A 25,121-nucleotide genomic window follows, 5' to 3' on the forward strand; every position below is an offset into this window, starting at 1 on the left:
GGATTCTCTCTCTTTCAGACGGACGTGGGACGACGACGGCTGGGCGGAGCGTCCATACCCAGCGTCTCACCGCGGAAGAAGGCGGGGCGGCGGATGGCGTTCCAGATCATCACGGCGATGCCGACGACGATGATGAGGATGCCGAGGATGAAGACGATCCCGATGCCGCCGATCTCCGACCCGGAGCCGTAGGCCGGGTCCATGGAGTCGATCAGCGTGGTGAAGAACAGGATCGCCAGGATGATGCCGCCCACCAGCGGGAACAGGAAGGTGAAGAAGACGTTCCGCGCCGAGTCGAACCACTGCTTGCGGAAATACCAGACGCAGGCGAACGCCGTGATCCCGTAGTAGAAGCAGATCATCATGCCGAGCGTGAGGATCGTGTCCCACAGGGTGTCCTCGCTGACCACGCGCATCACGGCGTAGAACGCGGAGGCCACGATGGCCGACACGATGGTGGCGTAGCCCGGGGTGAAGAACCGGGGGCTCACCTTCGCGAACGACTTCGGCAGCGCGCCGTAGTGACCCATCGCGAGCAGGGTGCGTGCCGGGCCGACGAACGTCGACTGCAGCGACGACGCCGAGCTCGTGAGCACCGCGAGCGACACGAGGAACGCGAGCGGCCCGAGGATCGGCCCGGAGAGGTGGAAGAACACGTTCTCCTGGATGTCGCCGTTGCCGAGGCCGAGCTCCCCCGTACCGACGCCCGCGAACATGATCATCGCGACGGCGAGGAGCAGGTAGAGCGAGACGATGGTGAGCACCGTGACGGTGGCCGCGCGACCCGGGGTCTTCTCCGGGTCCTTCGTCTCCTCGTTCATGGTGAGGGTGACGTCCCAGCCCCAGAAGATGAAGATCGACAGCGACAGACCGGCGGCGACCGCGCTGAACGACGAGATCGCGAACGGGTTGAACCAGTTGAGGTCGAACGGCTGGTAGTCGAAGCCGTTGCCGCCCACGGCCTGCACGATCGCGGCGACCGCGAAGAACACGAGCACGAGGATCTGGAATCCGACCAGCCAGTACTGCAGCTTCTGCGTGGTCTGCATGTCGCGGTACGACACCCACGTCGCGCCCAGCATGAAGAGCAGGCACACGCCGATGTTGATCCAGGTGACGCCGGCGAGATCGGCGATCTCGGCGTTGCCCGTGATCTGCGACAGCAGCAGGAACAGGAAGTCGACCGCGACGCCGGCGAGGTTGGAGAGCACGAGGATCGTGGCGACCACGAGGCCCCAGCCGGCCATCCAGCCCACCCACGGCCCGAACGCCCTGGCTGCCCAGGTGAAGGAGGTGCCGGAGTCGGGCATGCGGTTGTTGAGCTCGCGATAGCCGAAGGCGACGAGGAGCATCGGGATGAAGCCGACGAGGATGATCGCCGGGATCTGCGCGCCCACCTCGGACGCGGTGGGGCCGACGGCGGCCGTGAACGTGTAGGCGGGGGCGATGCACGAGATGCCGATCACGACGGCGCCGATCAGGCCGACGGTGCCGGCGCTCAGGCCCTTCGTCGAGATTCCGGTCGTGACGCCGGATGCGGGCTCCGTCGCCCGGTTGGTGCTGCTCATCAGCGGTCTCCTGCTTCGATGCGGGTGCGCGGGACGACGATCATGGGGACGGGCAGCTCGTGCAGCATCTTCGCCGCCGTGGAGCCCAGGAAGAGACGGCGTGGCTGCGCCAGCCGGCTGGAGCCGACGAGCACGACCTCCCCGGGGAGCCAGGAGAGTCCGGCGACGGCGTCCTCCACCGTCTCGCCCGGCGCCTCCTCGACGACGGCGCCGAGGCCGTCCGGCAGGCGCTCGGCCGCCACGGCCAGCACCTGGTGCGCGTGCTCGCTGCCGGCGAGGCGAATCGCGCCGGTGTCGAGTCCCGGCGGCACGTCGAACGGCACGAGCGACACCAGCCGGAGGCTCACCTCGGCCGCGCCGGCGAGGGCGACGGCCTGGTCGAGCACGCCCTCCGCGCCGGGACGCGTGCCGACGGCGACCGTGACGCGCGGAAGCACGTGGTCGTCCTGCTGGGCGAGCCCGGAGGGTGCGAGGGCCACCGGGATCGGCGAGGAGTGCAGCAGCTCCGATGCGACGCTGCCCAGGCGATGTCGGCCGAAGAGGCCGCCGCCGGCCGTGCCGATCACGATGACGCTGGCGTCGAACTCCTCACCGGCGGCGATGAGGCCCTCGGCGAACGACTCGGAGAAGCGCACATGGCCGCTGCGCACCAGCTCCTGCGGGAGACGCACGACCGCGTCCTGCAGCCAGCTCCGCGCCTGCTTCCGGATGACGTCCTCGTAGGCGCGCTCCGGTGGCACGGCGGCGCTCCGGGTGCCCTCGGTCGGCAGCACGATCACGAGGTGGAGGGTCGCACCGATGCTGCGCGCCAGACGTGCGCCCAGCGCCGCCGCGTCCGCCCCCGCATCCGTCGCCGTGTAGCCGACGACGACCGAGCCGGTCATCAGCCGATGCTCTCGGGAGCGCCGGCCTCGCGGCGGGCGTCGACGATGTTCGCCGCGACGAAGTGGCCCATGCGGATCGCCCCGTCGACGTGCTGGTAACCCGCTCCTGCCATGTCGCTGCAGGCGAAGTGGATCGGTCCGACGGGCGTGCGCAGGTCGGCGCCGTAGCGGTGCAGGCCGCCCAGGTCGAAGCTCGCGGCGTAGGCGCCACGCGTCCACTCCTCGCTGCCCCAGTCGCTCTCGTAGTACACGACCGGGTTCTTCGCCTCGGGACCGTAGTAGTGCGACAGCGACTCGAGGATGCGCTCCTTGCGCTCCTCGGCGGACAGCTCGAACACGCCGTCGGCGTTCGCATCGGACACGAAGCCGACCAGAGTGCCGCGCTCGTCGCCGTGGTTGCTGTTGTCGTAGGCCTCGTGCGAGAGCTCGTACGGGCTGAACGCCGTGCCGCTCAGGCCCTGCTCGCGCCAGAACGGGCGGTCGTAGACGGCGTGCACCTTGATGACGAAGCCCATCGAGAGGTGCTGGTGCAGCTGGTGCTGGCGACGCGGCAGCGGCGGGACGAAGGAGATGCGGTTGTAGAGGATGGGGGCGTGCGCGAGGATCGCGTACCGCGCCCGCACCGTGAGGTCGTCGGTGGTCGCCACGACCCCGTCATCCGACCACTCCAGGCTGCGGACGGGCTGGTTCAGCAGCACGTCCTCGCCCAGGCGCTCGGCGAGGCGCAGCGGCACCTGCTGGAGCCCTCCCACGACGCGCTTGTCGAGGATGAAGTCGGCGTCGACGAGGTTCGAGTACGAGCCGGCCGAGGCCGCCATGAGCAGCGACTGCAGCAGCGAGAAGGCGTGGGTCGGCTTGGTCAGCATCGCCGAGCCGGTGGCGAAGGCGAGGTTGCGCACGGCTTCGTCGTCGTCGGTCTGCGAGCGCAGCCAGGCGTCCCAGGAGATCGAGTCCCACTCGGCCGCGTTCGGGTGCTCCCACGGCTTGTCCGGGTCGATCTCGGCGACGAGGGCGTCGAGGATGCCGGTGATGCGCGCGATCACGGCCTCGGTCTCCGCCGACACCGGGAACATCTCGCCCGTGAAGCGGTGGGCCTGCCCGTCCGGGCCGACGTAGACGCTGTCGCCCTCGCGGTACCGGCTGTAGGTCTCGAGCCCCAGCTCCTCGATCGTGTCCTTGAGCGCGTCCTGGTCGGGCGAGACCCACTGGCCGCCGATCTCCAGCATGGCGCCGTCGATCACGTCGGTCCACAGGCGGCCACCCACGCGGTCGCGGGCCTCCAGCACGGCGACCGACAGCCCGGCCTTCCGCAGGTCGTTGGCCGCCGTGAGCCCTGCGGCTCCGGCGCCCACGATCAGCACGTCGCGGGTGATCTCAGCCATCTGCAACTCCTTCGTCGTCGGGGGATGCGGGGGATGAAGTACCGGTCGCGTCCCGAAATCCCCCGATCCGGGGACGCGACCGGACAGGGTGTCAGGCGCCGGCGAGCGCCTCGGCCACGACGTCGAGGCCCTCGTTCAGCAGCTCGTCGCCGATGGACAGCGGCGGGAGGAAGCGGATGACGTTGCCGTACGTGCCGCAGGTGAGGACGATGACGCCCTGGGCGATGCACGCCTTGGCCACAGCAGCCGTGAGTGCGGCGTCCGGAGCGTTGGTCTCCGGGTCGACGAACTCGGCGGCGACCATCGCGCCGTGACCGCGGACGTCGCCGATGCGGGCGTCCTCGGCCTGGAGGGCGGTGAGCCGGCCGAGGAGGATCTCGCCGATCTCGCGGGCACGCTCGATGACGCCGTCGTTCTCGAACACGTCGATGGCCGCGAGCGCCGCGGCGCACGCGATGGGGTTGCCGCCGTAGGTTCCGCCGAGGCCACCGGAGTGCGACGCGTCCATGATCTCGGCGCGGCCGGTCACGGCGGCGAGCGGCAGCCCGCCCGCGATGCCCTTGGCGGTGGTGATGAGGTCGGGCTCGATGCCGAAGATCTCGCTGGCGAACATGTGTCCGGTGCGGGCGAACCCGGTCTGCACCTCGTCGGCGATGAAGACGACGCCGTTCGCGCGGCACCAGTCGACGATCGCGGGGAGGAAGCCGTCGGCGGGGACGATGAAGCCCCCCTCGCCCTGGATCGGCTCGATGATGACGGCGGCGAGGTTGTCGGCGCCGATCTGCTTCTCGAGCTGGAGGATCACGCGGGCCGCGGCCTCGCCGCCCTCGAGCCCGTCGCGGAACGGGTACGACATCGGCGCGCGGTACACCTCGGGGGCGAACGGACCGAAGCCGCTCTTGTACGGCATCGACTTCGCGGTCAGCGCCATGGTGAGGTTCGTGCGGCCGTGGTAGCCGTGGTCGAACGCGACGACGGCCTGACGACCGGTGTGCTTGCGGGCGATCTTGATCGCGTTCTCGACAGCCTCGGCGCCGGAGTTGAACAGGGCGCTCTTCTTGGCGAAGTCGCCGGGGGTGACGCGGTTGAGCGCCTCGGCGACGCCGACGTACGACTCGTACGGCGAGATCATGAAGCAGGTGTGCGTGAACTGCGCGGCCTGCGCGGCCACGGCGGCGGCCACCTTCGGGTGCGCGTTGCCGACCGTGGTCACGGCGATGCCGGAGCCGAGGTCGATGAGCGAGTTGCCGTCGGCGTCGACGACCACTCCTCCCCCGGCTGCGACGGCGGCGACCGGCACCGTGTGACCGACACCGGCGGCGACCGCGTCCGCCTTGCGGGCGAGGACCTCGGCCGACCGCGGGCCGGGGAGTTCCGTGACGAGGCGACGCTCCTGCGGGAGGTCGGGGCCGCCGAGGGGGACTGCGGGTGCTGCGGTGTCGAGGAGAGCCATGTCGCGAGCGTACGGCGGCAGCGGAGACGCCCGCATTCGCCGGGTCGTACAATCGGAGAATTGATTTCGCCGTCTCGTACAACCGGAGATCGTATGGCTCCCGCCGATCCCTCCACGCTGTCCGCCCTGCTGCGCCGCCGGGATCTCGACCTGCGCCTCGTCTCCACCGCAACGGATCTGCCGGACGGCGCGCTCGACCGGCCGCTGCGCTGGGTGCACAGCTCCGACCTCGCGGACCCGACGCCCTTCCTCGCGGAAGACCTCGTCCTCCTCACCACCGGCACGCAGTTCGACGACGCGGAGGCCATCGCCCCCTACGTCGTCCGGCTCGCCGAGCGCGGCGTGCTGGGGCTCGGATTCGGGACCGACGTGCATCGCTCGGGAACACCGGAAGAGTTGATCGCGGCGTGCGCGGCGCAGGGCATCCCCCTGTTCGAGGTGCCGTACCGCACGCCGTTCATCGCCGTGGCCCGCGCACACTCCGAGGCGATCGCGGCGCAGGCCTACGCCCGGCGCACCTGGGCGCTGGACACCCAGCGCGCCCTCGCCCTCGCCGCCCTCCGGCCGCGCGGGCTCGAGGCGATCATCACCGAACTCGGCCGTCGACTCGGCGCCTGGGCCGGGATGTTCGATGCGACCGGAGACCTCCTCTTCGCGCACCCCAGGGAGGCCCTCTCGGCTGCGGTCCGGGAGGAGCTCGGCGCCCGGGTCCGGGAGATCCTCGACCGAGGACTCGAGGCCGGGCAGTCCCTCACCCTCGACACGCACACCTTCATGCTGTTCACGGTCGGCCGCGGCGGCCACCTCCGCGGAGTGATCGCCGTCGCGGCCGACGCCCTCGACCAGGAGGCCAGGGCCGTCGTCACCTCGGTCATCGCGATGGCGGGACTGGCGCGTGAGCAGAGCGAGCAGCTCGCCCGCGGCCGACGCCGGCTGCACACGCAGCTGCTGCGCTCGCTCCTGGGCGACGACCCCGGCCTCGCGCGCCGTGTCCTCGGCAGCCTTCCGCCCGCCCCCGTGGTGGTGGCGGTGACCGGGGATGCCCCGGCTGAGCCTCTTCTCGACTGGTGGGAGCGCCGACGCCTTGAGCACGGAACGCCGGCCTTCCTCGCAGACTCCGAGGACGGCGTGGTCATCTGCGTCTCCGCGGCCGACGAGCCGCTCCTCGACGACGTGGCCGCGCGGTTCAGCGCGCGCGTCGGCGTCTCCACCCCGGAGGGGTACGACGCCTTCTCCCGCGCGCACGCCCAGGCGCTCATCGCTCTCCGACAGCCGGGCACGAGCGGCGCCGTCCGGTACGCCGACACGGTCGGATCCAGCCTGCTCACGGCGCTGGCGACGGATGAGGCCCGGCTCGTCGCGGAGTCGCGGCTCGCTCCGCTCCGGGAACACGACGCCGCCCACGGCACCGCGCTCGAACACGCGCTGCGTACCTGGCTCGACCACGACACGCGGGCCGAGCAGGCCGCGGCCGCCCTCGGCATCCATCGGCACACCCTCCGCTCCCGGGTCTCCCATGCCGGCGCCCTCCTCGGGGCCGACCTCACGACCTTCCCCGCCCGGGCCGAGGTGTGGGCGCTGCTGCAGACCGCCCGCGACTGACCCGGCCCCTTCCCGTCCCCGCCTCTCCCCCGCGACGCCTGCACGACCGCGCGACGCCTGCGCGACGGATCGGCCCGCCAGGTCATGCCCCCGGACCGAGGCCGTGCAGCCGGAACCGGACATCAGCCGCCGTCGGCTCCTCGCGTCGCCTCACCCTGCACGATCCGGCGACGGATGCACGACACCCCCGGCCCTCAGGGCGGTGCACGCGCAACACGGTCGTGCATGCGGACCACGTACGGGACGGGACGGGCGGATTCAGACCGGGGTCGAGCGGAGCGGCCAGGCGGGCCACCAGCCGTCGTCGAGCCCGCGCAGCAGGGCGGCCGTGCGCTCTCGCGCCTCCGGGGGCATCTCCGGAGCGGGGCCTGAGCTGCTCTCCCGCCGGTCGCCGTCCGGCGACCGGATCTCGGTGTACAGCCACGCGCGGCGACCGACGGGATACTTCTCCCGGAAGCCACCGGCGGCGACCGACAGCAGGATCCGCTCCAGCTCGTCCGCCGCCGTCTCGGCGGTCTCGTCGCAGGCATCGCAGATGCACGACGGCACGATCGCGTGGAAGTGGGCGCCCGCCTCGACGCTGACGGAGGGAACGGTCGGCGTGATGACGACTCGCGCACCGCGCGCCGGTTCGAGCACGACGCGTTCCGTCCCGTCCTCCCCCGACTCTCGCCGCGCCTCGACCTCGTACTCGCGGGAGAGGTGCGCGACGAGCGCGTCGACCACGAGAAGCAGCGGTGCGAAGCGCTCCGGGTGGCTCTCCCGAGAGTACGACTCCTCCGGCGCGATGCCATCGGGCCAGCGGCGTCCGTAGCGGATGACCTCGCCGCGGTCGTCGTGGAAGGTCAGGGGCGGGAGAGCGGGCCGGACATACGCGCGCGCCGGGACGACGACGACCGCGGGAGCGGAATCCTCCGCGGACAGCGCTCTCATCTCCTCGTCATCGATGTCGTCCTGCTCCCACGACGCGAGCATCTGCAGGAACGCATCCCGCTGGTCGGGCTGCTGCACCATCCCCTGCACGAGACCCGCGACCGGGATGGAGAGGGTGTTCGTCCCGATCTCCGGCTCGCTCGTCATCCGCCAGGTCGCGGCCGGGTGCACGACCGCGATGACGTTGCCGACGAAGCGCGCGGCGGCCGCCGCGAGGTCCGGGCGGTCGAGGATCTCCGGACGCGCTGCCACCACATCCCACGTCGCCGCGAGGTCGTCGGCCAGCAGCGCGGGGTCGATCCCGAGGCCCCGCAGGAAGTCGGCGAACGGCTCGAAACCGTCGACGAAGCGGACCGGCCGCGGGGCCTCCGCCGGCGGGGGCATCCACAGGATCGCGGCGGCACCCGCCTCGGGCATCTGGCCGAAGGGGCCGGGGAAGACGGCACTGCTCATCGACCGAGCGTACCGAGCGGGATCACCGGGGCGCGTGGGACTCCAGGAACTCGTACACATCGGTCGTGTCCACGCCGGGGAAGGCACCGGTGGGCAGCGTCGCCAGCAGCGTGCGCGGGGTCTTCACGTTGGGCCAGGAGTTCTCGCGCCACCGCTCCTCCAACTCGGCGGGAGCCCGACGGCAGCACACCTCGACCGAGTGCTTCGACACACCGCGGTGCGGGGTGTCCCTGCCGACGAACCACTTCGTGTCATCGAACCGCACCCCGACGCTCACCGAGTGCAGACCCTCGCTCGATGCCTCCACACGGGCGGTGCACCAGTAGGTGCCGTTCCCGGTGTCGGTGTACTGGTAGTACGGGTTGAAGCGGTCGTCCTCGTCGAACACCACCCGGGAGGTCCACCGGCGGCAGCACATCTGCCCCTCGATGGCGCCGAGCCGGTCGGTCGGGAAGTTCACGTCGTCGTTCTCGTACGCCTTGGTGATGGTGCCCGACTCATGCACCTTGAGGAAGTGCACGGGGATGTCGAGGTGCCGCGTCGCGAGGTTCGTGAACCGGTGCGCCGCCGTCTCATACGACACCGAGTACGCGTCACGGAGGTCTTCGATGGAGATCGCCCTCCGCTGCTTGGCATCCTGCAACGCGGGGACGACGTGCGCCTCCGGGATGAGCAGGGCACCGGTGAGGTAGTTCGTCTCCACCCGCTGCCGGAGGAACTCGGCGTAGCTGCGCGGCTCGGAGTGCCCCAGGATGCGGCTCGACAGCGCCTGCAGCACCGCGGTGCGTGCGTCTCCCTTCGCCGGGACGCTACTCGACAGGTACAGCCGGCCGTTGGCGAGGTCGGCGACGCTGCGGGTCGTCTGCGGCAGGTCGGGAGCGTAGTGGAGGGTGAAGCCGAGATGGGCCGCGATCTCGGAGGCGGTGCGCTGGGTCAGCGGTCCCCCGGGATGGCCGACGGCCGCGAGGATCTCGGCCGCCTTCGCCTCCAGCTCGGCGAAGTGGTTGTCCTGCCGGCGCATCAGATGCCGCAGTTCGACGTTGGCGCGCCGGGCCTCCTCCGGGGTCGCGGCGCGCTCGTCCTTGAGTCGGTCGATCTCCCCCTGCAGCGCCAGCAGCGCCTTCAGCGCCTCCGTCGGCACGCTCTTGGCGATGCGGAACGGCTCGATGCCCAGCGCCTGGAACGTCTGCCCCTTCATCGCGCGTTCCAGGGCGATCTCGATCGCGCTGCGCTCGTCGAGCGGCTCCCCCGTGAGCAGCGCGTCGATGGTCACCCCGAGCGCGCGGGCGATCGCCTGGAGTTGCGTGAGCTTGGGCTCGCGCTTGCCCGTCTCGATCATCGACATCTGGCTCGGCGCCCGCTCGACCGCGGCCGCGAGCTCTTCGAGTGTCAGGCCCCGCGCGGTGCGCAGCTGGCGGATGCGCCGCCCGACAGTGAGGGCGTCGGTCTCTTCCGTGGCGTCGTCCATGTCGGCTCCTCTCAGCCGCACCGCCGTCCGCGTCGGTGCGGGATCGGGAACGCTCCTCGCGAGGCCGGGCCGGGGTCCTTCCTGATACCGCGAGGCCGCGTGAGCGGTGCGTGCGGGCCGAGTCTGTCACGAAAACAGAAATTCAGGCAAACTTCTCCTCAATTCGACACCGGACAGGTGCAGAACTTCACACACAGTGGAGGCACGCCATCGGCACCGACGCCGATTCCCATCCGAGGAGACACCATGACGAACACCGCAGCGACCCCCACCCCGCGCCCCGCCGGCCTGCGCGCCGGCGATCAGGTCCAGACGGCGGCGGAGCTCCAGGAGATCTGGGACACCGACCCCCGGTGGGACGGCGTCGAGCGCACGTACTCCGCCGAAGACGTCGTCCGCATCCGCGGCTCGGTCCGCGAGGACGCCACCCTCGCCCACCGCGGTGCGGAGAACCTCTGGAACCTCCTGCACACGGAGGACTACATCCGGGCGCTCGGCGCCTACACCGGCGGCCAAGCCGTGCAGCAGGTGCGCGCCGGCCTGAAGGCCATCTACCTCTCCGGATGGCAGGTCGCCGCCGACGGCAACCTCGCCGGACAGACCTACCCCGACCAGTCGCTCTATCCCGCGAACTCGGTTCCGGCGGTCGTGCGTCGCATCAACAACGCCCTGCTGCGGCAGGACCAGCTCGAGCACGCCGAGGGCGAGATCACGCAGGACTGGCTCGCGCCGATTGTCGCCGACGCCGAGGCCGGCTTCGGCGGACCGCTGAACGCCTACGAACTCGCGCAGTCGCTCATCCAGTCCGGTGCCGCCGGCATCCACTGGGAGGACCAGCTCGCGAGCGAGAAGAAGTGCGGCCACCTCGGCGGCAAGGTGCTGGTGCCCACCCAGCAGCACATCCGCACGCTGAACGCGGCCCGCCTCGCGGCGGACGTCGCCGGCGTGCCGACCGTCATCATCGCCCGCACCGATGCCCTCGCGGCCGACCTGCTCACGAGCGACGTCGACGAGCGGGACCGGGAGTTCACCACCGGCGAGCGCACCTCGGAGGGCTTCTACCGGATCCGCCCGGGCATCGAGTCGGTCATCAGCCGCGGCCTTGCATTCGCCCCCTACGCCGACCTGCTCTGGGTCGAGACCGGGGAGCCGGACATCGCGCTGGCGCGGGAGTTCGCCGCGGCGATCCACGCACAGTTCCCCGGTAAGCTCCTGGCCTACAACTGCTCGCCGAGCTTCAACTGGAAGCGCCACCTGTCGGACGCCGAGATCGCGACGTTCCAGCAGGAGCTGGCAGACCTGGGCTACAAGTTCCAGTTCATCACCCTGGCCGGGTTCCACGCCCTGAACCACTCCATGTTCGACCTCGCCCGCGGTTACGCCGAGCGCGCCATGAGCGCCTACGTCGAGCTGCAGGAAGCCGAGTTCGCCGCCGAAGCCGACGGGTACACCGCCACCAAGCACCAGCGCGAGGCGGGCACCGGCTACTTCGACGTCATCTCCACCGCGCTCAACCCCGACAGCGCCACCCTCGCCCTCGCCGGCTCCACCGAGACCGCCCAGTTCCACTGACCCCCGTTTTCTCCCCCCCACTTCCCCCGAGACCCCAGGTACTCGTCGAGACCCCGCCCCGCACACGCCGGGAGCCCGGGGTCTCGACGACAACCCGGGGGCTCGGCATAAGGCAAAGGACAACATCATGACCACCGCACCGATGCAGACGACCCGACAGGGCCCCGCGATCGAGATCGCCGGGCCCATGCGCGACCGCTACGACGAGATCCTGACCCCGGAGGCGATCGCCTTCCTCACCGAACTCCACCACCGGTTCGCCTCCCGCCGCCACGACCGGCTGGCCGACCGGATGCGTCGCCGCTTCGAGATCGGCAACGGACACGACCCCCAGTTCCGAGAGGACACCGCGCACATCCGCCAGGACACCACCTGGCGGGTCGCCGGCGCCGGACCGGGACTCGAGGACCGCCGCGTCGAGATCACCGGGCCCACCGATCCGAAGATGACCGTCAACGCCCTGAACTCCGGCGCGCGCGTCTGGCTCGCCGACCAGGAGGACGCCACGAGCCCCACCTGGAAGAACGTCATCGAGGGGCAGCTGTCCCTCCGCGACGCGATCCGCGACGAGCTCTCCTTCACCTCCCCCGAGGGCAAGGAGTACCGGGTCACCGCCGAGCGCACCCCCACGATCGTGATGCGCCCCCGTGGCTGGCATCTGCCGGAGAAGCACCTCACCTTCATCGACCGCGCCGGCCGGCCCACGTCGGCATCCGGCTCCCTGGTCGACTTCGGTCTCTACTTCCTGCACAACGCGCAGGCGCTGATCGAGGCCGGCCGCGGACCGTACTTCTACATCGCCAAGCTCGAGTCCAGCGAAGAGGCGAAGCTGTGGGACGACGTGTTCTCCTTCAGCGAGGAGTACATCGGCATCCCGCACGGCACCATCCGCGCGACCGTGCTGATCGAGACCCTGCCGGCCGCGTTCGAGATGGATGAGATCCTCTACGAGCTGCGCGATCACTGCGCGGGCCTCAACGCCGGACGCTGGGACTACATCTTCTCCATCATCAAGAACTACCGCGGCCGCGGCGCCCGCTTCGTGCTCCCCGACCGCAGCGAGGTCACGATGACGGTGCCCTTCATGCGGGCGTACACCGAGCTCCTCGTGCAGACCTGCCACAAGCGCGGAGCCTTCGCGATCGGCGGCATGAGCGCGTTCATTCCGAACCGCCGCGACCCCGAGGTGACGGCGCGCGCGGTCGAGAAGGTGTCGGCTGACAAGAAGCGCGAGGCCGGCGACGGCTTCGACGGCACCTGGGTCGCCCACCCCGACCTGATCCCGACGGCGCAGGCCGAGTTCGACGCCGTGCTCGGCGACCGCCCGAACCAGGTCGACCGTCAGCGCGACGACGTGCACGTGGAGGCGCGCGACCTGCTCGACCTGCACATCGGTCGGCCGATCACCGCGCAGGGCGTGCGGGACAACGTGTCCGTCGCCATCCGCTACCTGGAGGCGTGGCTGCGCGGACTCGGCGCCGTGGCCATCGACAACCTCATGGAGGACGCCGCGACCGCGGAGATCAGCCGCTCGCAGGTGTGGCAGTGGATCCATCAGGACCGCACCACGCAGGACGGCACGGCCATCACGGTCGAGTACGTCGAGGGGCTGATCGCGGAGGTGCTCAGCGAGGTCGACAGGCGCGAGGGCGACCGCTTCGACGACGCCGCCGAGATCTTCCGCGAGGTCGCGCTCCGCGAGGAGTTCCCCACCTTCCTCACCCTGGGCGCCTACAGCCGGTTCCTGGTCGACGAGGACTGACGACGCGAGGATGCCGCAGGCCGTGGGGTCTGCGGCATCGCCGCGTCGTGCCCGGCCCGCCCCCTCCCCGCCGGGCGTAGCCTGGAGCCATGAGCGACGTATGGAGCAGCATCGCCGAGGAGTTCCTGCACCTCTATCCACGCGGACGACGACTGCTCGCGGTCGCCGGCGCCGATGCCGAGCGCTCCCGCGCAGCCGCGGACGACCTCGCGACAGCCCTGACCACGGCGGGCCAGACCGTCGAGCGTGCGCACACCGCTGACGGGGACGAAGCCGCCCTCCGCGCCGACGTGGTGGGCCCCTTCCGTGCCACGGACAGCGGAGCTGTGCTCCTCGTGTCCGGCCCGGGCCCGATCGTGGCTCCGAGTACGCGCGGGATGTGGAACTACGTCCTCTGGCAGCTCGCGGGAGACGAGCCCCCGCATACCGCGGCGAACGCCCTGGTCGACGTGACCGATCCGGCCCATCCCACCCGGCGTTTCGCCGACTACTGCGCGGTGCCGTCCTCGTTCGAGACCTGAGTCGCCGCCCGCCGACTCAGTGGAACGACGCGGCGACCGAGTTGCGGTGGTAATCGAACACGATGCTCGTGCGGGTCGACGCCACGCTGCTCTGCGCGGACAGGTGCTCGAGCACGAACTCGCGCATCTCCGAGGAGTCGGCGACGGCGATGTGCAGGAGGAAGTCGTCGTCACCGCCGAGGAAGAACACCTGGATCACCTGCGGCAGCGCGCGCACCCGATCGGCGAACTCGACGATGCTCTCCCGTCGGGCGGCCGGACGCAGGCTGACGCCGATGATCGCCTGGAGTCCGGCGCCGAGCTCGCGTTCGTCGACGCTCGCATGGAAGCCGGTGATGACCCCGCGCTCGATCAGCCCACGCAGCCGTGCGTGCGCCGTCGACGGCGCGACTCCCAGTCGCCCGGCGAGTTCCGCGTTCGTCATCCTCCCGTCGGCGGTGAGGAGCTGCACGATCCGCGCGTCGGTGGGGTCGAGAGCAGGCGCCCGAACGCTGTTCGGCTCGGGCGACGCGGAGGCGGTGGTCATACGAAGCATTATTCAGGATTGGAGCACTCGCCGAAGAGTCTTCATCGAATCTGTCGATGTCTCGACGTTTCTGCGATCCTTGTCTGCACCCTGCGCCCCCGAGACCTGGAGGATCGATGAAGATCGGCGTCCCGACCGAAGTCAAGAACAACGAGAACCGCGTCGCTCTCACCCCGGCCGGAGCCGATCGGCTCGTGCGGGAAGGCCACCGGGTGCTCGTGCAGTCGGGAGCCGGCGTCGGGTCGAGCATCGATGACGACGCGTACCGCGCGGCCGGGGCGGAGATCGTCGCGACCGCCGCCGACGCGTGGGGCGAGGCCGACCTTCTCATCAAGGTCAAGGAGCCCGTGGCCGAGGAGTACGGCTTCCTCCGCCCCGACCTCACGCTCTTCACCTACCTCCACCTCGCAGCCGACCGCCCGCTGACCGAGGCGCTCGTCGCGGCCGGCACGACCGCCGTCGCCTACGAGACCGTGCAGCTGCCGGATCGCACGCTGCCACTGCTCGTGCCGATGAGCGAGATCGCCGGCCGCCTCTCCGTCGTCATGGGGTCCCACTCGCTGCTGCGTTCGCAGGGCGGCCGCGGCATGCTGCTGGGCGGCATCGCCGGCACCCCGCGGGCCAAGACCGTGGTGATCGGCGGCGGCGTCGCGGGCGAGCACGCCGCCGCGAACGCGCTCGGACTCGGGTCGAAGGTCACCGTCGTCGACGTGGCGCTCCCCCGCCTGCGCGAGCTCGAGCACCGCTACGGCGGCGCCCTGGAGACGCGCGCGTCGAGCCGGTACGACATCGCCGAGGAGCTGACGACGGCGGACCTCGTGATCGGCTCGGTCCTCATCCCCGGCGCCGCGGCCCCCAAGCTGGTGACCGACGACATGGTCGCGGCCATGAAGCCGGGGTCCGTGCTCGTCGACATCGCGATCGACCAGGGCGGCTGCTTCGAGGGCTCCCGTCCGACGACCCACGACGACCCGACCTTCGCCGTGCACGACTCGATCTACTACTGCGTCGCGAACATGCCGGGGGCCGTGCCGACGACCGCGACCCGGGCCCTGACGAACGCCACGCTCCCCTACGTCTCCGCGATCGCCGCCAAGGGCTGGGAGCGGGCGGCCTCCGACGACGCTGCCCTCGCGAAGGGGCTCAACGTGCAGGGCGGGCGCATCACGCTGGACGCCGTCGCGCAGGCTCACGGCCTCTCCACCGACTGACCTGTCGAACCCGAAAGAACCTCGGATCTTGGCGGCATCCCACACCTCATCCGCCGCATCGACCCGAGTACGCTCGTAACCGTGACCGAACGCGCTCCTCTCTCCCGCAAGCTGTCCGCCATCGCCGAGTCCGCGACCCTCAAGGTCGATGCCAAGGCCAAGGCCCTCAAGGCCGAGGGCAAGCCCGTCATCTCGTATGCCGCGGGCGAGCCCGACTTCGCCACGCCGCACTTCATCGTGGACGCGGCGGCCGAGGCACTGGCCGACCCGGCGAGCTACCGGTACACCCCCGCTCCCGGACTCCCGGCGCTCCGCGAGGCGATCGCCGCCAAGACGCTCCGCGACTCCGGACTCGAGGTCTCCCCCGGTCAGGTCATCGTCACCAACGGCGGTAAGCAGTCGGTGTACCAGGCGTTCCAGGCGGTCGTGAACCCCGGCGACGAGGTGCTGCTCCCGGCCCCGTACTGGACGACCTACCCCGAGGCGATCCGTCTCGCCGACGGCACCCCGGTCGAGGTCTTCGCCGGTGCCGATCAGGAGTACAAGGTCACCATCGAGCAGCTCGAGGCCGCCCGGACCGACCGCACGACCGTTCTCGTCTTCGTGTCGCCGTCGAACCCCACCGGCTCCGTGTACACGGCCGAGGAGACGAAGGCCATCGGCGAGTGGGCCGTGGAGCACGGCATCTGGATCATCAGCGACGAGATCTACCAGAACCTCACCTACCCTTCGACGGGCTCAGGGACCGCGGTGACGGCGACCTCGATCGTGAATGCCGTGCCGGAGGCCGCGAACCAGACGATCCTCGTCAACGGCGTGGCCAAGACCTATGCCATGACCGGCTGGCGCGTGGGCTGGATGGTGGGCCCGGCCGACGCCATCAAGATCGCCGGCAACCTGCAGTCGCACCTCACGAGCAACGTCAACAACGTCGCACAGAAGGCGGCGATCGCGGCGCTCAACGGTCCGCAGGACGAGGCCGAGAAGATGCGCGAGGCCTTCGACCGCCGCCGTCAGCTGATCGTGTCGGAGCTGTCGAAGATCGACGGGCTCGTGGTGCCGAACCCGCTCGGCGCGTTCTACGTCTACCCCGATGTGCAGGGCCTGCTCGGCCGCACCTGGGGCGGCGTGACCCCGACGACGTCCCTCGAGCTCGCCGACCTCATCCTCGACCAGGCCGAGGTCGCTGTCGTTCCCGGAGAGGCGTTCGGTCCGTCCGGCTACATCCGCATGTCGTACGCGCTCGGCGACGACCAGCTCCTCGAGGGCGTCCAGCGCCTCCAGCGCCTGTTCTCCTCCTCTTCCTCCTGACCCTGAGACCCCGCTTTACCGCCGAGACCCCCTCGTACCTGCGCAGCTAGGAGGGGGTCTCGGCGTGAACCCGGGGTCTCGGGTCAGTCTTCGGGGTGGAAGCCGATCAGCCAGCGGATGCCGTAGCGGTCGACGAGGGTGCCGTCGACATCTCCCCACGGGCGCTGCTGCAGCGGATCGATGACGCGGCCGCCTGCCGCCAGCTCGTGGTACCAGCGGGTCAGCGTTCCGGGGTCGGCTGTTCCGAGGAGCGAGAGGAACATCCCGCTCATCTGGACGGCGTCGTCATCGGCTCCCGCGTCCGCTCCGGCGAGTTCGACCGGACCGCCGAGCTGTCCGTGCGCGACCGCGTCGCCCGGGCCGTCGTGGCGGCCCGCGCTCGCGTAGTCCATCAGCTGGAGCTCACCGCCGAACACATCGCGGTAATGGCCGAGGGCTTCGGCGGCGTTGCCGGGGAACAGCAGGTACGGGATCAGTCCGCTCATCCCGCGAGCGTAGTCCGCGGCGGCTCCGGTCACCACCTGCCGAGAACGACGGACGGCCGCCACCCGGAGGTGACGGCCGTTCGTGCGAGCGAGGTCAGGAGACCGGGATCACCGCGTACAGCACCCAGGTCAGCACGAATCCGGAGACCCCGAGCACCGTCGTCAGAGGCGTCCACGTGCGCAGGCCGTCCTTGACCGAGAGGCCGAGGTACCGCGTGACCACCCAGAAGCCGGAGTCGTTCACGTGGCTGAGGCCGAGGCCACCGTAGCCGATGGCGACCGCGAGCAGCGCGGTGTGCACGGTGTCGAGTCCCATCGCGGAGACCGAGGGCAGGAGGAGGCCCGCGGTCGTCGCGATAGCGACGGTGGCCGACCCCTGAGCCGCACGCATGATGAGCGAGATGAGGAAGGCCGCGAGCAGCAGGGGCATCCCGCTGGAGGCGAGCACCTCGGCGACCGCGCCGCCGATCCCGGTCTCGGTGAGGACGCGGCCGAACGCGCCACCGGCACCGGTGACGAGGATGATGACCGCCGCGGCCGGCAGCGCCGACTCCATGACCTCGCCGAGGTGCGCAGCCGACCAGCCGCGGCGCACGCCGAGCAGGTACATCGCGGCGGCGATCGCGACCATGAGCGCGAAGATCGGCTGGCCGGCCATGCTGAGGAACCCGTTCCAGAACGTGCCTGCCTCGAACAGCGGAGCCACCGCGGTGCCGAGCATGATGAGCACGAGCGGCAGGAGGATGAGGCCGAGGACCGTGCCCGCGCCCGGCGCCTTCTCGCCCTCGCCGAGCCCGCCGGCGAGCGTCGACTTCTCCGTGCCGAAGTTGTCGTACATCTCCTTGGTGGCCGCGAGCATCGCGAACTCGCGGGTGTTGATCCACTTCGCCACGAGGTAGGACAGGACCGCGAGCGGTACGGAGATCGCGAGCGCGAAGATCGTCACCCAGCCGATGTCGGCACCGAGGATCGCGGACCCGCCGACGATGCCCGGGTGCGGGGGCACCGCGACGTGCACGGCGAGCATGATGCCGGCGACGGGGAGCCCGAACTTGATCGGGTTGAGGCCGGCCACCTTCGAGAAGGCGAACACGATGGGGACGAGGATGATGAAGCCGGCGTCGAAGAACACGGGGATCGCCAGGATGCCGGCGGCGATGACGAGCGCGATGCCGACGCGCTTCGGGCCGAGCCAGCCGGTGAAGCGCCCGGCGAGCGACTCGGCACCGCCGGACAGCTCGATGATCTTGCCGAGCATCGACCCGAGGGCGACGAGCACCGCCACCGAGCCGAGTGTGCCGCCGACACCGGCGATGATCGCCTGGATGACACCGAGCTGCTCGGGGGTGTCGCCGTCGGCGGGGATCGTGGTCAGCGGCAGACCTGCCGCGATGCCGACGATGATCGATACGAGGATGAGGGCGTAGAACGCCTGCATCTTGAACCGGATGATGAGCAGGAGCAGCAGGCCGAGGCCCGCCAGGCCGATCAGGATGAGGATCGGAAGAGGAAGCATCTCTGGATCTCTTCTTTCAGTGAGGGCGCGACGTCGCGCTCAGGACAGTCGTTCGGGTGCGACGACGCGGATGACGGCGGAGTCGTCCAGGGCGCCGAGGCCCTGCGCTTCGCCGAGGAGGAACAACTGCTCGGCCGCGGCGGCGACCGGCGTGGACAGGTGCGCACGGCGCGCGGCGTCGCCGACGATGCCGAGGTCCTTGACGAAGATGTCGAGGCGGCTGAGCACCTCCGCGCCGTCCTCGTCGTACGCCTGCAGGGCGCGCGGGCCGCGGTTGCCGAGCATGAAGGAGTTGGCAGCCCCGGCGGTCAGCGCGTCGAGTGTGCGGGCGCGGTCCAGGCCGAGGGCGTCCGCGAGGGCGAGCGCTTCCGCGGCCGCGGCGATGTGCACGCCGCAGAGGAGCTGGTTGACGGTCTTCAGCGCCTGGCCGTCGCCGGGCATGTCGCCGACGATGGACAGCGTGGAGGCGAGCTGGTCGAGCACCGGGCGCGCCGTCTCCAGAGCGCTCGGGGTGGCGCCGACGACGATGAGGAGGTCGCCCTCCCCCGCCCGGACCGGACCGCCGGAGAGCGGGGCGTCCACGAGCTGCGCACCGTGCGCGGCGAGCTGGGTGGCGATCGCGTCGATGCCGTCCGTCCCCACCGTGCTGGTGAGGATCACGACCGCACCCTCGGCGAGGTGCGGGGCGAGCCCGTCCTCACCGAAGAGCAGCGCCTCGAGCTGCGCACCGGTCCGGACGGCGACGAGCACCGCGTCCGCACCGTCCACGGCGTCGGCTGCGGACGATGCCGGCGTCACGCCCGCCTCCGCCGCGAGAGCGATGCGTTCGGCGGCGATGTCGAAGCCGCGCACGGCGAAGCGCTCGGCGAGGCGGGTGGCCATCGGCAGCCCCATGGCGCCGAGTCCGATGACAGCGACGGTGGATGTCATGAGTGTCCTTCCGGGTTGTTTCCATCGTCTCCTGCGAGAGTGGCGACGACGGTGGCGAGGGAGTCCGCGTCGCCGACGTTGCCGGCGAACACGACGTACGGGATGCCGACCGCGGGGCCGGTCTCCGGCTGCCACAGCGACACGAGGCCGGGCAGCATGGGGCCGAGCACGGTGGCCCGGCGGATCTCGAGCGCTTCACTGGCGACGTCGCTCGACGTGATGCCGCCCTTCGCGATGACGAAGCGGGGCGGCGCGATGGCGAGCACTCGACGCACGAGGTCGACCACTCCGCTGGAGATGCGGCGGGCGATCGCGAGGCTCTCGTCACCGTCGGCGCCGGTGACGAGCTCGCGGGTGGTGTGCACGATCACGGTACCCGTGGCGAGGGCGTCGGCGACCGCGTGCGCCTGCGTCTCGAGGTGGGTCTCGCGATCGGGCCCGATGAGGGCGCGCACGTCGAGCTCGATCGTGCGGGTGTTCGGTCGAGCTGCCGTGAGGGCCTCGAGCTGGGCGGTGGTGAGCGGCACGTGGCTTCCGACGACCACGAGACCGCCGCGGTCGTGCGCGAAGGGGATGTCGTCCGCGCGCACCGGCTCGGCGATCTCCTGCCCGATGTGCGCGCGCACGTAGGGCGGGCCGACCCGGAGGAGCACGTCGCGGTCCCGCAGACGGTGCAGTGCGAGCGCGACCACACGCATATCGGACTCCTCGACCACGTCGACCGCGACGACCGTGCCGTCGGTCAGGGTTGCGAGGAAGCCGGCCACGGCGTCCACGCCCGCGCGGATGGTGCGGATGTCGAGGCCCGCGACCGCGGACGCCGGGATGCGGCCACCCGTCTTCTCGGCGACCCATTCGCGCAGGTCGGAGGACGCGTAGCCGAAGGTCGCATCGGCCGCGAAGGGGGTCTCGCCGACCGGAGTGGCCTCGCCGTCGGTCACCCAGTAGTGCACGGAGTCGACCGTGATCCGGCCGGCGTCGGGGAAGGCGGGCACGAGCAGGGTCAGCGCGGGGGCGCGACCGGTGCGGGAGCCGATCTCCGCGGAGAGGACGTCGGTCTCGAGCGGGAAGTGCCCGCGCAGCGTCGAGTCGCCGCGCGAGACGAACGTGACGCGCCGCCGCTGGGCCTCGGCGGCGGCGAGAGCCACGTCGACGATCTCGCGGTTGCGGGCGGCCGCGGCGTCTTCGTCGAGCGACCGGGTGTTCGTGAGCACGTATACCGCGGCGGCGCCGGTGGCGAGCGCCTCGTCCAGGTCGGCACGCTCCCACCGGGTGAGGACGGGGAGGTTCGCGACTGACTGCGTGCCGGTGGGGTCGTCGTCCAGGACGACCAGCACATCCGTGGGATCGACCTCTGCACGGACGTCGGCGGCGGTGACGGCGACAGGTGCAGGCAGGGGGGCCAGCAGGGCGTCGATGTGCACACGAACTCCTTCGTTCCGGGAGATGGTCCGTGGTGGGGGCCACGGACCAGGGGAATCTGCATCGTTATCCGATATCAGATAACGACGAGCGTACCTCACGATCATCGTGGCTCCAAACCGACGGGGAGCGCGCGGATCAGCGACCGTGAACGAAGTGCAGCAGGTCGTCGCGGGTCTGGCGCATGTGACTGCGCATGGCCTGACGAGCGGCCGCGCCGGAGCCGGTTCGCATCGCCTCCAGCACCGCCGCATGCTCGGCCAGCGCGTGCTCGCGGATCTCCGGGATGGCGCTCGTCTCACTGCGGGTCGCCTGGAGCATGGTCGTCAGCGGGCGCATCGAGGCGACGAGGATGCGGTTCTCCGCCGCGCGGATGATCACGTCGTGGAAGGCGAGGTCCGCCGCCACGAAGCCGTCGACGTCGGCCCGCTCATGGGCCGTCTGCATCTCCTCGAGGAGCGTCGCCATCTCGGCGAGGTGCTCGTCGGTGCGCCGGCCCGCCGCGAACTCCGCTGCTCCGGTCTCGAACATCATGCGCATCTCGAGCATCTCCAGCGACGAGCGCTCACGAGCGCCCGCGCTCTGGGCGTGCCGGACGACCGCGTCGAGGCCCGTCCACTCGTCGGTCGGCGCGATGCGGTGTCGGGTGCCCGGAACGGCGACGATCACGCCCTGCGCCTGCAGGAGACGGACACCCTCGCGCATCGTGAGACGGGAGACCCCGAACTGCTCCGCCAGCTCCCCCTCGGGAGGCAGCGGCTGCCCGGCCTCGAGCCGGCCCGCGATGATGGCGTCGAGCAGTCCGTCCACGACCGCCTGCGTCCGCGACACCCGCTCGACCTTCGTCACAGGTCGACGCCCACCAGCACGGGCTCCGGCTGCAGCACGAGGCCGAACTCGGCGTGCACGCGGTTCTGGATGAAACGGGCGAGCTCGGCGACCTCGGCCGCCGTGGCACCACCCCGGTTGGTGAGGGCCAGCGCGTGCTTGGTCGAGACGGACGCCCGCGAGCGGGGCAGCTTGAACCCCTTGCGGATGCCCGCCTGCTCGATGAGCCACGCGGCGCTCACCTTCACGTCGGGGGCCTCGGTCTTCGTCGGCGGCACGTGCCCGTCGTACGAGGCGAGGGGGATGACGGTGACCGCGTCGAGGTCGGGGGCCACCGGCCACCGCGGGCACTCCGGCGGGAGGGACCGGGCCTGAGCGGCCGTGACGATCGCGTTCTGGAAGAAGGAGCCGACGCCATGCGTGTCCGGGTCGTCCGCATCGAGCAGCATGCCCTTCGATGCGCGGGTGGCGAGGATGCGCTCGCGCACCCAGGTCAGCGGCACCGGGGTGTCGTCGGTCAGGCCGAGGGCGCGACGCAGCTGCTCCCCGCGCACCACGCGCTCGCGGGCGACCAGCAGATCGACCGTGACGGACAGGATCACGGCACGACGCTGCGGCTCGCTGCCGTGGTGATGCTTGAGCACCGAGGTGCGGAATCCGAGCCCGAGCTCCGTCGCCGGCACGGTGGAGATCTCGTCGGAGGCCTCATCGATCAACTCGACCTCGACGAGGGTCTCCTGGATCTCCTGGCCGTAGGCGCCGATGTTCTGCACGGGTGACGCGCCGACCGTGCCGGGGATGCCACTCATCGCCTCCAGCCCGGCGTACCCGCGCTCGACCGCGTACGCCACCAGGTCGTCCCAGCCGTGTCCGGCCTGCACGCGCAGGCGGATGCGGCCGGCGTGCGGGGACGGGAGCTCTTCGATGCCCCGGGTCCGGATGCGGATGACGGTGCCCTCGAACGGCTCGTCGCCGACGAAGAGGTTCGAGCCCCCTCCGAGCACCAGCCAGGGGTCGCCCTCCGCCCAGGTCTCGCGGAGGACCGAGACGAGCTCCGCCGTCGTCGTCGCCTCGCGCATGTGCGCAGGCGCAGCGCCGGTGCGGAGCGTGGTGAGCTCGGCCAGGCGGATCGGCTCGACCTCGCTCATCGGACGGCGACGCGCAGCTGCGCCTTGACGAGCACGGTGGTGTCGCCGGTCGTGACCTTGAGGTCGATGCGCGCGGAGTCGTCGTCCACGGCGCCGACCGTCGCGACGACGTGCACGTCGGCGCCGGTCTCGGGGTCGACCACCACGGGCTTCGTGAAGCGCACGCCGTAATCGAGGATCCGGGTCTGCGGGTCGAGCGCGGCCACGACCACCGACGAGGCGATGCCCATGGTCAGCATGCCGTGCGCGAGCACGCCGGGAAGGCCCACCGCGGCGGCGACGTCGTCGCGGTAGTGGATCGGGTTGAAGTCGCCGGAGGCTCCGGCGTAGCGGACGAGCGACTCCCTCGTCAGGTGCACGGTGCGCACGGCGAGCACGTCTCCCACGGTGAACGCGCTCATGCGGCCTCCTCCTCGGCGCCGACGAGCAGGACGCTGGTGGCGGTCACCACGTGCGCGCCCGCTTCGTCGGTGATCTCGGCCTCGCTCGTGATCATGGCGTTCCCGCCCATCATGCGGATGCCGGTGACACGCAGCTGCGCGGTCAGCTCGTCTCCCGCGACGATGGGTCGCGTGTACCGGAACCGCTGCTCGGCGTGGATCGTCCGGGCCAGCACGATGCCGGAGTCGGACTCGGCCAGCAGCTGCTGCAGCGTGAGGTCCTGCAGGACCATCGCGAAGGTCGGCGGCGCGACGACGTCGGCGAAGCCGGCCGCGCGGGCGGCGTCGACGTCGGTGTGCTGGGGGGCGTCGGCGAAGACGGCGCGCGCGAACTCGCGCACCTTCTCTCGCCCGACGAGGTAGGGGGCGGTCGGCGGGAACTCCCGGCCGACGAGTTCTTGGTTCACTGCCACCCGTCGATCCTACCGAGGCCGACCGACGGCCCGCGGCGCGCGGGCCGTCCGTAACCCTCAGGCGGCTCTGGCCGACATCGCCGAGCCGAGTAGGACGAGACGCATGGTGCGCTCGGCAGCATCACGGAGCAGCTCCTCCCCGTGCTCCACCGCCTCCTCCAGCGGCATCGGCACGGTGAGGATGGAGGCGATCGCGTCGATGCCGATGTCGTGCACGGCCGGGGCGCCGCGTCCGAGCGAACCCGCCAGACCGAGCACCGGCACCCCGGCGACGCGGGCGCGCATCGCGATCTCCGCCGGAACCTTGCCACGCGGCGTCTGGAAGTCGATCGCGCCCTCCGCCGTGATCACGAGGTCCGCCTCCGCCATCAGCGCGTCGAGGTCGTGCGGCATCAGCCCGCCGTCGAGGAGCACCTCGAAGCGAGGTGCGAGCCGGGCGCCGAAAGCGGCGGCGAGCCCCGCACCGAGTCCTCCCGAGGCGCCGGTCCCCCCGCCGGTACGCACGTCCATCCCGCCTCCGAAGGGGCTCTGCTCCTCCAGCAGCGTGGCCCAGGCGTCGAGCGCGTCCGAGAGCCGATCGACCTCCGCCGGCGACGCCCCCTTCTGCGGGCCGAACACCCTGGCCACGCCGCGGGGGCCGCAGAGCACGTTGTGGATGTTGCAGGCGAGGACCATCTCGACCTCGGCGAGCCGCGGGTGCACGCTCGAGAAGTCGAGGGACGCGGCCTCCGCAAGGTGTCCGCCGCCCGCCGGAACGACACGGCCCGCCCGGTCGAGGATGCGCACGCCCAGCGCCGTCAAGGCGCCCGCTCCCCCATCACTCGTCCCGGAGTCCCCGCAGCCGACCACGACGCGCTCGACGCCGCCGTCGAGGGCCGCGGCGATGAGCTGTCCGACCCCGGAGGTCGTGGTGGCCGCCGGATCGCGACGATCCCGCGGCACGAGTCGAAGCCCGGCCGCGGCCGCCATCTCCACCACCGCGGTCCCGCGCGCCGCCCCTCCGAGCCGCGCCCAGTGCGCCACCACCGGTTCCCCGACGGGTCCGGTCACGGTCGCGGGGACGAGCGCGCCCCCGGTGCTCGCGGCGAGCGCGGCGGCGGTGCCCTCTCCCCCGTCGGGTACGGGGAACTCGTCGACGCGCACGCCGGGGATGACGCGGCGCACGCCGGCCGCGATGGCTCGCGCCACGGCGTCAGCGCCGAGGCTCTCCTTGAAGCCGCTCGGGGCGACGAGGATGCGCTGGGGAGCGTGGATGGACATGAGGACCTCCTTCTGCGCCCGGGGGCGCGACAG

The 25,121-nt window shown here is 71.2% G+C and carries 22 protein-coding genes; 6 read left to right on the forward strand and 16 right to left on the reverse strand.

Annotation, left to right across the window (positions count from 1 at the left end):
* Positions 1-14: 14 nt before the first annotated feature.
* The 4 genes from RI211_RS13180 to gabT form a co-directional block, all read right to left on the reverse strand.
* Complete coding sequence (locus tag RI211_RS13180) at positions 15-1,568, reverse strand: APC family permease (protein ID WP_315637814.1); 1,554 nt, start codon at positions 1,566-1,568, stop codon at positions 15-17.
* Positions 1,568-2,452 carry a universal stress protein gene (locus RI211_RS13185; protein ID WP_315637813.1) on the reverse strand — a complete coding sequence of 295 codons (885 nt, stop codon included), beginning with the start codon at positions 2,450-2,452 and terminating at the stop codon, positions 1,568-1,570. The genes RI211_RS13180 and RI211_RS13185 overlap by 1 nt, the downstream gene beginning before the upstream one ends.
* Positions 2,452-3,834, reverse strand: a complete 1,383-nt coding sequence (locus tag RI211_RS13190) for a flavin monoamine oxidase family protein (RefSeq protein WP_101848465.1) — start codon at positions 3,832-3,834, stop codon at positions 2,452-2,454. Before RI211_RS13190 ends, RI211_RS13185 begins: the two co-directional genes overlap by 1 nt.
* Positions 3,835-3,925: 91 nt before the next feature.
* The gene (gene gabT / locus RI211_RS13195) at positions 3,926-5,287 is read right to left on the reverse strand and encodes a 4-aminobutyrate--2-oxoglutarate transaminase (RefSeq protein WP_268776686.1); all 1,362 of its coding nucleotides are present in this window, start codon (positions 5,285-5,287) and stop codon (positions 3,926-3,928) included.
* 93 nt (positions 5,288-5,380) lie between these two features.
* Between gabT and RI211_RS13200 the strand changes: the two genes are divergently transcribed.
* Positions 5,381-6,889 carry a PucR family transcriptional regulator gene (locus RI211_RS13200; RefSeq protein ID WP_315637812.1) on the forward strand — a complete coding sequence of 503 codons (1,509 nt, stop codon included), beginning with the start codon at positions 5,381-5,383 and terminating at the stop codon, positions 6,887-6,889.
* A 258-nt stretch (positions 6,890-7,147) separates the two neighbouring features.
* Here RI211_RS13200 and RI211_RS13205 read toward each other — a convergent pair whose 3' ends face one another.
* Positions 7,148-8,275 carry a DUF6226 family protein gene (locus RI211_RS13205; RefSeq protein WP_315637811.1) on the reverse strand — a complete coding sequence of 376 codons (1,128 nt, stop codon included), beginning with the start codon at positions 8,273-8,275 and terminating at the stop codon, positions 7,148-7,150.
* Between the two features lie 22 nt (positions 8,276-8,297).
* Positions 8,298-9,743 carry a helix-turn-helix domain-containing protein gene (locus tag RI211_RS13210; protein ID WP_315637810.1) on the reverse strand — a complete coding sequence of 482 codons (1,446 nt, stop codon included), beginning with the start codon at positions 9,741-9,743 and terminating at the stop codon, positions 8,298-8,300.
* A gap of 246 nt (positions 9,744-9,989) precedes the next feature.
* On the opposite strand from RI211_RS13210, the gene aceA reads away from it, so the two are divergent.
* From aceA to RI211_RS13225, 3 genes are all read left to right on the forward strand, one after another.
* Positions 9,990-11,315, forward strand: coding sequence for an isocitrate lyase (aceA, locus tag RI211_RS13215; protein WP_315637809.1), 1,326 nt, complete (start codon positions 9,990-9,992; stop codon positions 11,313-11,315).
* A 127-nt stretch (positions 11,316-11,442) separates the two neighbouring features.
* Positions 11,443-13,077 (forward strand): malate synthase A, encoded by a 1,635-nt coding sequence (gene aceB / locus RI211_RS13220; RefSeq protein ID WP_315637808.1) that lies wholly within the window; start codon positions 11,443-11,445, stop codon positions 13,075-13,077.
* Positions 13,078-13,166: 89 nt separating this feature from the next.
* Positions 13,167-13,598: a hypothetical protein gene (locus RI211_RS13225; RefSeq protein ID WP_187662220.1), complete on the forward strand. Its 432-nt coding sequence runs from the start codon at positions 13,167-13,169 to the stop codon at positions 13,596-13,598.
* A 16-nt stretch (positions 13,599-13,614) separates the two neighbouring features.
* Here RI211_RS13225 and RI211_RS13230 read toward each other — a convergent pair whose 3' ends face one another.
* Complete coding sequence (locus tag RI211_RS13230) at positions 13,615-14,133, reverse strand: Lrp/AsnC family transcriptional regulator (protein WP_247641300.1); 519 nt, start codon at positions 14,131-14,133, stop codon at positions 13,615-13,617.
* 107 nt (positions 14,134-14,240) lie between these two features.
* On the opposite strand from RI211_RS13230, the gene ald reads away from it, so the two are divergent.
* Both ald and RI211_RS13240 read left to right on the forward strand, forming a co-directional pair.
* Positions 14,241-15,335: an alanine dehydrogenase gene (gene ald / locus RI211_RS13235; protein ID WP_315637807.1), complete on the forward strand. Its 1,095-nt coding sequence runs from the start codon at positions 14,241-14,243 to the stop codon at positions 15,333-15,335.
* Between the two features lie 81 nt (positions 15,336-15,416).
* Entirely contained in the window at positions 15,417-16,646 is a 1,230-nt protein-coding gene (locus tag RI211_RS13240; protein ID WP_315637806.1) for a pyridoxal phosphate-dependent aminotransferase, read from the forward strand.
* An 83-nt stretch (positions 16,647-16,729) separates the two neighbouring features.
* Here the strand turns inward: RI211_RS13240 and RI211_RS13245 are convergent, their stop codons facing one another.
* The 9 genes from RI211_RS13245 to RI211_RS13285 all read right to left on the reverse strand — a co-directional run bounded on the left by RI211_RS13245 (position 16,730) and on the right by RI211_RS13285 (position 25,088).
* On the reverse strand, positions 16,730-17,131 hold the full coding sequence (locus RI211_RS13245) for a VOC family protein (protein ID WP_315637805.1): 402 nt from the start codon (positions 17,129-17,131) through the stop codon (positions 16,730-16,732).
* A 94-nt stretch (positions 17,132-17,225) separates the two neighbouring features.
* Complete coding sequence (locus RI211_RS13250; RefSeq protein ID WP_315637804.1) at positions 17,226-18,647, reverse strand: GntP family transporter; 1,422 nt, start codon at positions 18,645-18,647, stop codon at positions 17,226-17,228.
* A 39-nt stretch (positions 18,648-18,686) separates the two neighbouring features.
* Positions 18,687-19,577, reverse strand: coding sequence for an NAD(P)-dependent oxidoreductase (locus RI211_RS13255; RefSeq protein ID WP_315637803.1), 891 nt, complete (start codon positions 19,575-19,577; stop codon positions 18,687-18,689).
* Positions 19,574-21,001, reverse strand: coding sequence for a four-carbon acid sugar kinase family protein (locus tag RI211_RS13260; RefSeq protein WP_315637802.1), 1,428 nt, complete (start codon positions 20,999-21,001; stop codon positions 19,574-19,576). The genes RI211_RS13255 and RI211_RS13260 overlap by 4 nt, the downstream gene beginning before the upstream one ends.
* A gap of 136 nt (positions 21,002-21,137) precedes the next feature.
* Positions 21,138-21,848: a FadR/GntR family transcriptional regulator gene (locus RI211_RS13265; protein WP_315637801.1), complete on the reverse strand. Its 711-nt coding sequence runs from the start codon at positions 21,846-21,848 to the stop codon at positions 21,138-21,140.
* Positions 21,845-22,975, reverse strand: coding sequence for a UDP-N-acetylmuramate dehydrogenase (locus RI211_RS13270; RefSeq protein ID WP_315637800.1), 1,131 nt, complete (start codon positions 22,973-22,975; stop codon positions 21,845-21,847). The genes RI211_RS13265 and RI211_RS13270 overlap by 4 nt, the downstream gene beginning before the upstream one ends.
* Positions 22,972-23,376, reverse strand: coding sequence for a MaoC/PaaZ C-terminal domain-containing protein (locus RI211_RS13275; protein ID WP_315637799.1), 405 nt, complete (start codon positions 23,374-23,376; stop codon positions 22,972-22,974). Before RI211_RS13275 ends, RI211_RS13270 begins: the two co-directional genes overlap by 4 nt.
* Positions 23,373-23,828 (reverse strand): FAS1-like dehydratase domain-containing protein, encoded by a 456-nt coding sequence (locus RI211_RS13280; protein ID WP_315637798.1) that lies wholly within the window; start codon positions 23,826-23,828, stop codon positions 23,373-23,375. Before RI211_RS13280 ends, RI211_RS13275 begins: the two co-directional genes overlap by 4 nt.
* A 57-nt stretch (positions 23,829-23,885) precedes the next feature.
* Positions 23,886-25,088, reverse strand: coding sequence for a glycerate kinase family protein (locus RI211_RS13285; protein ID WP_315637797.1), 1,203 nt, complete (start codon positions 25,086-25,088; stop codon positions 23,886-23,888).
* Between the last annotated feature and the right edge of the window lie 33 nt (positions 25,089-25,121).

It is taken from the genome of Microbacterium meiriae, from assembly GCF_032364335.1.
Taxonomy (GTDB): domain Bacteria; phylum Actinomycetota; class Actinomycetes; order Actinomycetales; family Microbacteriaceae; genus Microbacterium; species Microbacterium meiriae.

Excerpts from the sequence above, each read along its gene's own strand:
- RI211_RS13225 (WP_187662220.1), top strand. The coding sequence starts at position 13,167 with ATGAGCGACGTATGGAGCAGCATCGCCGAGGAGTTCCTGCACCTCTAT.
- aceA (WP_315637809.1), top strand. The coding sequence starts at position 9,990 with ATGACGAACACCGCAGCGACCCCCACCCCGCGCCCCGCCGGCCTGCGC.
- RI211_RS13190 (WP_101848465.1), bottom strand. The coding sequence starts at position 3,834 with ATGGCTGAGATCACCCGCGACGTGCTGATCGTGGGCGCCGGAGCCGCA.
- RI211_RS13285 (WP_315637797.1), bottom strand. The coding sequence starts at position 25,088 with ATGTCCATCCACGCTCCCCAGCGCATCCTCGTCGCCCCGAGCGGCTTC.
- RI211_RS13185 (WP_315637813.1), bottom strand. The coding sequence starts at position 2,452 with ATGACCGGCTCGGTCGTCGTCGGCTACACGGCGACGGATGCGGGGGCG.
- aceB (WP_315637808.1), top strand. The coding sequence starts at position 11,443 with ATGACCACCGCACCGATGCAGACGACCCGACAGGGCCCCGCGATCGAG.
- ald (WP_315637807.1), top strand. The coding sequence starts at position 14,241 with ATGAAGATCGGCGTCCCGACCGAAGTCAAGAACAACGAGAACCGCGTC.
- RI211_RS13255 (WP_315637803.1), bottom strand. The coding sequence starts at position 19,577 with ATGACATCCACCGTCGCTGTCATCGGACTCGGCGCCATGGGGCTGCCG.
- RI211_RS13250 (WP_315637804.1), bottom strand. The coding sequence starts at position 18,647 with ATGCTTCCTCTTCCGATCCTCATCCTGATCGGCCTGGCGGGCCTCGGC.
- gabT (WP_268776686.1), bottom strand. The coding sequence starts at position 5,287 with ATGGCTCTCCTCGACACCGCAGCACCCGCAGTCCCCCTCGGCGGCCCC.
- RI211_RS13270 (WP_315637800.1), bottom strand. The coding sequence starts at position 22,975 with ATGAGCGAGGTCGAGCCGATCCGCCTGGCCGAGCTCACCACGCTCCGC.
- RI211_RS13275 (WP_315637799.1), bottom strand. The coding sequence starts at position 23,376 with ATGAGCGCGTTCACCGTGGGAGACGTGCTCGCCGTGCGCACCGTGCAC.
- RI211_RS13180 (WP_315637814.1), bottom strand. The coding sequence starts at position 1,568 with ATGAGCAGCACCAACCGGGCGACGGAGCCCGCATCCGGCGTCACGACC.
- RI211_RS13245 (WP_315637805.1), bottom strand. The coding sequence starts at position 17,131 with ATGAGCGGACTGATCCCGTACCTGCTGTTCCCCGGCAACGCCGCCGAA.
- RI211_RS13210 (WP_315637810.1), bottom strand. The coding sequence starts at position 9,743 with ATGGACGACGCCACGGAAGAGACCGACGCCCTCACTGTCGGGCGGCGC.
- RI211_RS13205 (WP_315637811.1), bottom strand. The coding sequence starts at position 8,275 with ATGAGCAGTGCCGTCTTCCCCGGCCCCTTCGGCCAGATGCCCGAGGCG.
- RI211_RS13200 (WP_315637812.1), top strand. The coding sequence starts at position 5,381 with ATGGCTCCCGCCGATCCCTCCACGCTGTCCGCCCTGCTGCGCCGCCGG.
- RI211_RS13230 (WP_247641300.1), bottom strand. The coding sequence starts at position 14,133 with ATGCTTCGTATGACCACCGCCTCCGCGTCGCCCGAGCCGAACAGCGTT.